Genomic DNA, 6,063 nt, shown 5'->3' on the forward strand with positions numbered 1-6,063 from the left:
CCGAAGATTTGTTTTTGAAACAATCGCTACATCAACTGAAAAATTTTATAAATCTTAAAACTCTAAAAGGTATATTATTTTCACCGTTCTTAGGTTTGTTCAATACGATGCACGAAAAAAATTCGCAAACATTTTCCAATCCAAAAACAATTCAGTTATTTAATAGATTTGCGACTTACAATGGTTCAAATCCCTACAAAGCGCCTGCTTTAATGAATATGATTTCGCATTTGGAGTTTAATCTTGGGGCTTATCTACCAAAGAAAGGTATGCACCAAATTACAACACATTTAGTCAAACTAGCAGAAGAAGCAAATGTGGAAATTAAATATAATGCTGCTGTTGAAACCTTAGAAGTTGGAGCTAATAACCGCATATCCGCCATTAAAAGTAACGGGGTGAGTTACCCCTTTGATATTGTGGCAAGTGATCTAGATATTCATGTACTTTACAAGTATTTGTTGCCAAAATCCTACACTCCTAAAAAACTAATTCAACAAGAGAAATCAAGTAGTGCGTATGTTTTTTATTGGGGAATAAAGAAAGAATTTGCCGCCTTGGGATTGCATAATATTTTATTTAGCGATGATTATAAAAAGGAATTTGATCATTTGTTTTCAACACAATTTCCAACGGATGATCCTACGATTTACATCAATATCACTTCAAAATATTGCAAAACTGATGCGCCAGATGGTTGTGAAAACTGGTTTGTAATGGTGAATGTACCGCACAATAAAAACGAAAGTATCGATTATGCAACCGCTATTCGGAAAAATGTTATTGCTAAAATTAATGCGATGCTGGCAACCGATATCGAAAAATACATCATTACAGAAAGTACGTTAAGTCCCGTTGACATAGAAACCCAAACTTCGTCTTACGGCGGATCGCTTTACGGCAATTCTAGTAACAATCAATTTGCGGCGTTTTTAAGACATGCTAACTTTTCATCTAGTATCAAAAATTTGTATCTTGTGGGTGGAAGTGTGCATCCTGGGGGAGGAATTCCTCTATGCCTTTTTAGCGCAAAAATAGCGAGTCAATTAATTGTAGAAAGGGAAAAGAAATGCTAAAAAAATATAAATCCTATTTGTTGTATTTTTTAATTCTGGTCTATGTTTCAGGCTCAATTGGGTTTGTGGTGAACCCTGCTTTTTTTAGTCCTTTTACGCCCTACACTTTATTGCTTAGTTGTTTCGTTTTTTTAATTCATAGTCCGTTAAATGATAAGAAATTCCTAATAGCCTTTTTTTCTATCGCCTTATTAGGATTTATTGTAGAAGTAATTGGTGTAAAAACGGGCTTAATTTTTGGAAAATATTCTTATGGTGATGGATTGGGTTTAAAATTACTGGAAATACCACTCATCATTTCTATCAACTGGGCAATGCTTATTTGTGCCGGAATTAGAATAGTAAGTAGTATCTTTGCCAACAAAATAATAGTATTGCTTGTCGCAGCTTTATTGGTAACACTTATTGATTTAATTATTGAGCAAGTGGCACCAAAACTCGATTTTTGGCAATTTGAAAGTGGGCTGCCTGGTATACATAATTATTTGGGTTGGATTGGGGTTGCTTTTTTTATATCGTACTTTTTTTACCCTACAATTATAAAAGGCAATCGCAATGTATCCTTACTATTATTGATTTTACAAATTATATTTTTTACATCATTATTTATATTTTTTTAACATGGAAATACTAATTAATTGCAGCATTGTTTTAGTCACATTTATACTAACTGAATTTTCGGCTTGGGCAAATCATAAGTACGTCATGCACGGATTTATGTGGTATTTTCATGCTGATCATCATAAAAAAGACCATAAAAGTTGGTTTGAACGAAATGACTTCTTTTTTATTACTTATGCCGTGCCAAGTTGGTTGCTAATAATGTATGGTATGATGAACCAGTATGCATGGTATACTTGGGTTGGTTTTGGTATTTTACTGTATGGTTTAGCCTATTTTGTTGTACATGACTTAGTAATACACCAACGATTCAAAGTACTTACTAAAACAAAAAATGTCTATGTTTTAGCATTGCGCCGCGCACACAAAATGCATCATAAAAATATAGGAAAAGATGGTGGAGAAAGTTTTGGAATGCTAATTATTAAGAAAAAATACATTCAAGATGCCTTAAAACAGACTAAAATTGTTAATGCATAAACAGCATGCATCTGAATAATTATCATAATCTTAATAATAAGTTTTCACACTATTATTAAAGTTTGTTTTTATATTTTTCATAAGCTGCATATAAATTAAACTATCAAATGGAAAATTCAAATGCTGCGTATTGCCCAATTTGTAAAAAAAACGGAAGTGCTTTTTACATGTGTACAAAAGCGCTTATGCATGAGACAAATAATGAGCTTTACACTTTTAATATTTGTAATAATTGTGAAACAGTGTTTTTAACAAATCCAGTAAATCAGGAAAGATTAGACCATTATTACACTGATAATTATTTACCATATAGAGGTTCAGCAGCCTGGGGAAAGTACAGTTCATTTGTAGCTAACAGTCAAAAAAAATTAGATTTAAACCGTGTTAATTTTGTAAAAAAATATCTTAAAAAAAACAATCTTAATGTCCTTGATGTAGGCTGTGGTAATCCAAGTTTTTTAGAAACGTTAGAACAAAAATTAAAGGCAAATTGCACCGGAATTGATTTTTCGGATTCAGGTTGGAAGGGCAAAAAGTTTCCCAACTTAGAACTTAAAAAAATAGCGATTGAAGATTATGTTTCTGATAAACAATTTGATATTATTACATTATGGCATTATTTAGAACACGATTACAACCCGAGTCAAACCATAGAAACACTTTATAATTGTCTTAAAAGCGGAGGGAAATTAATTATTGAAGTGCCTGATTATAATAGCATTAGCGCAAAAATTCAAAAATCAAATTGGCAAGGTTGGCATAGTCCCAGACATATTACTTTGCCAACCAAAAAAAGTTTTGACCTTTTGTTTCAAAAAGACAAATGGGAAATTAAAAAACATTTGCGATACGGAACTCTTGATGGCTTTACCCTTTGGTGGCTTGGCAGCATGCAAAAAAAAGGGATTGATTGGTCAGGTAGTATGTCTAATCATTTTTGGATGCTTGTACTTTTAAAAGTGGTTACATTTCCTATTTTTGCATTTGAAAAACTATTTCCAATGGGCATACAAATAGTGGTAGTTGAAAAAAATTAATCTGGATTACGATCATAAATCAATCAAAACATAATACAAACTCATGAGCCAAATTACTACTTGTACTTTTTTCAAATTGGAATCATTTTCCAACAAACTTTGGGCCTTGTCCCAAATGCAATTAGGACACGCTCATTTCAAAAACATTGACGGACTTGTATTCTACAAACTTTTAGGATCAGGGGCAGAAAATGGTTTTAGCTCGAAACCCAACTTTGGCACCTATGCCTTATTGTGTATTTGGGATTCCGAAATGCAGGCTGCTACTTTTTTTGAAAACAATTCGTTTTATAACAAATACAAATCTAAGAGTTCCGAATCATTTACCGTTTTTGCGCATGCCGCAGAAGCCCACGGTAAATGGGATGGAAAACAACCTTTTGTTTCCAGTGCTACTTTGGCTTTAGACAAGCCAGTTATGGTTTTAACAAGAGCTAGTATTCGCCTATCCAAATTGATTTCTTTTTGGAAAAAAGTAGGCAATGTCAGTAAAAGTCTAGAAAATTATGATGGTTTAGCACTTTCTATTGGTGTTGGCGAATGGCCTTTAATACAACAAGCGACTTTAAGCATTTGGAAAACGCAGTCAGAAATGATTGATTATGCTTATAAAAATGAAAAACACAAAGAAGTTGTTCGTCTTACCAGAAAACTCAAATGGTATAAGGAAGAATTGTTTGCCCGATTTATTCCTTATAAATTTTTAGGGAAGTGGAATGGTAAAAATGTTGGGATTTTTTTAGAAATCTAATCCTATTTAATCCAACCTTTTAGTGTTGAAATATTTATGTATTCACCATTATACTCAAAAAAAGGATTAGGAAAAGTTTATTTATCAATATTTACAGGGTAATTTTAATTCTACTAAGCGGTTTCATCTTCCAATGTTAACTATAAATACCCCAGATCTACTTATTTGAATTTGGACATTTTCGTTATATAATTTGAATATTTAAAGAAATTGATTTATTCATCTTGCTTAATTATGGTTATTGAAGCGCTTTCTCCTTTCTTTAAATTAGAAACCAAATCAAAAGTTCTCTCCTGATCAATTAATTGAATCGATGCCGTATTAAGTTGTAATTCCCCTTGATTAATTGCTTCAATCTTGAATACATTATTTCCTTTAACCAGATTTACGGTTATATTTTTCTTATTATTAACCAAAACATACTCTTTTAAAATCAACGCATCATTATTATATAGGTTTATAACATCGCCATCTTCAACTTTAGAGTCCCATACCTTTATGTCAAGGGTATTATATTTTGTAAAGACATTTAAATTTTGACCCCTAGACAAATTATTGACTTTTAAACTATCTAAAATAGAAATTGGATTCACTTTCTGCTTTATTTTTTCATCAACTTTCTTAGACTTTTGAAGTTTGTTATTTACCTTATTTAAAAGAGAATATAATTGATTAGAGCCTACTAGAGTTAAGGTTCCATCAATACATTTCTTTTTGTTTTGATATAAACCTTTGAACTCTCCGGTCAATTTGCTGCTATCCTTTTGTAGTTTAATTTTACCTGAGTAATTAATAAAGCAAAAAATATCTGGAGATAGAGGTGATTTTGTATATAAAATAGATTCCTCTCTGAAAAAGATTTCTTTACTTTTTGAATTGTAACTTCCAGAAATAGTATTCTTTGTTTCATGTGGACCTCCAATGTCAGTAATTGAAAAACCATTTAATTTTCCATTATTTTCATAAAATATAAGTCTGTAAGTGATAACGGTTTTATCATTTCCATTTAGTTTAAGAGCACCAAAGTATTCAAATTTTTCTTGAGAAAATAAATTAATGGTGAACAAATAAAATAAAACAAATGTAAATACTTTCATATTAATTATTTTTTTATTTTTGGTAAATATAAATCAATAAATCTAATAATTATGAAATTAAAATTTGTGCTTTCAATGTTTGCGATTCTTTTCGTATCTGTTTTCGCAACGTATGCTTCTTTCCCAGTTGAAAGAACAACAACGTCTAATACTATCACTACAACTGTAGTTGAGAAAAACAAAGACGATCTATCTTCTCCTGCCGCTGCTGCAGGTGACAAAAGCCAGGTGATAGCTCTTATTCTTGTGCTATTAGTTGGAGGTTTAGGCATACACCGTTTTTACCTTGGTTATACTTGGCAAGGCGTTGTTCAATTATTAACCTTAGGGGGTTGTGGAATATGGGCGCTAATCGACTTAATTAGAATTATAACTGGTGATTTAGGACCAAAAGACGGAAGTTATTCTACTACATTATAATTTTCTATGTTAAAAAAAACTGTCTTTTATTCCAGAATTATAATTACAATGTTAACTCCATTTGTATTAATTCTATTGCCATCTGACTTTTTTGACAAAGGTGAAACAATATGTCTATCTAAAACTTTAGCAGGAATGGAATGTTATGCATGCGGTTTAACTAGAGCAACCCAGCATTTTGTACATTTTGAATTTATGAAAGCGTGGGAGTTTAATAAACTTTCATTCATAGTAATACCAATGCTATTTCCTCTATGGCTTAAGTCTTTTTATGAAATAAGAGGAAAATCATTACCTGGACTTTTAGGCAAATTAACATAGTTCAAAAGACAATTAAAATTAAATAGGCAAACGTAATACTTGCCTATTTTTTTTATAAAAAAATTAAAGATTTTTTGTAACTTTTAACCAACTAGGCACGTATAACAATTTGAACACTTTAAATTAGAGGAGATATTTTAAATGAGACAACTCAAAATCACCAAGCAGGTAACGAATCGTGAAACTGCTTCCTTAGACAAGTACTTACAAGAAATTGGAAAAGTTGACTTAATTACTGCTGATGAAGAAGTAGAATTAGC

9 protein-coding genes are annotated in these 6,063 nt (G+C 31.3%); 8 read left to right on the forward strand and 1 reads right to left on the reverse strand.

What is annotated here, in order from left to right:
• The 5 genes from ACOYLT_RS09770 to ACOYLT_RS09790 all read left to right on the forward strand — a co-directional run.
• Positions 1-1,076 (forward strand): phytoene desaturase family protein (locus tag ACOYLT_RS09770; protein WP_422853667.1); only part of this gene is annotated, 1,076 nt, incomplete at its 5' end.
• A complete protein-coding gene (locus ACOYLT_RS09775) occupies positions 1,070-1,696 on the forward strand; it encodes a carotenoid biosynthesis protein (protein ID WP_422853668.1) in 627 nt (208 codons plus the stop codon). The genes ACOYLT_RS09770 and ACOYLT_RS09775, both read left to right, overlap by 7 nt.
• A gap of 1 nt (position 1,697) precedes the next feature.
• A complete protein-coding gene (locus ACOYLT_RS09780) occupies positions 1,698-2,177 on the forward strand; it encodes a sterol desaturase family protein (RefSeq protein ID WP_422853669.1) in 480 nt (159 codons plus the stop codon).
• Between the two features lie 107 nt (positions 2,178-2,284).
• Positions 2,285-3,214: a class I SAM-dependent methyltransferase gene (locus ACOYLT_RS09785; RefSeq protein WP_422853670.1), complete on the forward strand. Its 930-nt coding sequence runs from the start codon at positions 2,285-2,287 to the stop codon at positions 3,212-3,214.
• A 43-nt stretch (positions 3,215-3,257) separates the two neighbouring features.
• Positions 3,258-3,965: a DUF3291 domain-containing protein gene (locus ACOYLT_RS09790; RefSeq protein ID WP_422853671.1), complete on the forward strand. Its 708-nt coding sequence runs from the start codon at positions 3,258-3,260 to the stop codon at positions 3,963-3,965.
• 215 nt (positions 3,966-4,180) lie between these two features.
• Here the strand turns inward: ACOYLT_RS09790 and ACOYLT_RS09795 are convergent, their stop codons facing one another.
• Entirely contained in the window at positions 4,181-5,062 is an 882-nt protein-coding gene (locus ACOYLT_RS09795; RefSeq protein WP_422853672.1) for a hypothetical protein, read from the reverse strand.
• Positions 5,063-5,113: 51 nt separating this feature from the next.
• Between ACOYLT_RS09795 and ACOYLT_RS09800 the strand changes: the two genes are divergently transcribed.
• The 3 genes from ACOYLT_RS09800 to ACOYLT_RS09810 form a co-directional block, all read left to right on the forward strand.
• Positions 5,114-5,482: a TM2 domain-containing protein gene (locus tag ACOYLT_RS09800; protein WP_422853673.1), complete on the forward strand. Its 369-nt coding sequence runs from the start codon at positions 5,114-5,116 to the stop codon at positions 5,480-5,482.
• 48 nt (positions 5,483-5,530) lie between these two features.
• Positions 5,531-5,803 (forward strand): DUF2752 domain-containing protein, encoded by a 273-nt coding sequence (locus ACOYLT_RS09805; RefSeq protein WP_422853674.1) that lies wholly within the window; start codon positions 5,531-5,533, stop codon positions 5,801-5,803.
• Between the two features lie 141 nt (positions 5,804-5,944).
• Positions 5,945-6,063, forward strand: a 119-nt coding sequence (locus ACOYLT_RS09810; protein WP_422853675.1) for a sigma-70 factor domain-containing protein, incomplete at its 3' end; no start/stop codon positions are given.

It is taken from the genome of Flavobacterium sp. (assembly GCF_049318185.1).
GTDB lineage: Bacteria > Bacteroidota > Bacteroidia > Flavobacteriales > Flavobacteriaceae > Flavobacterium.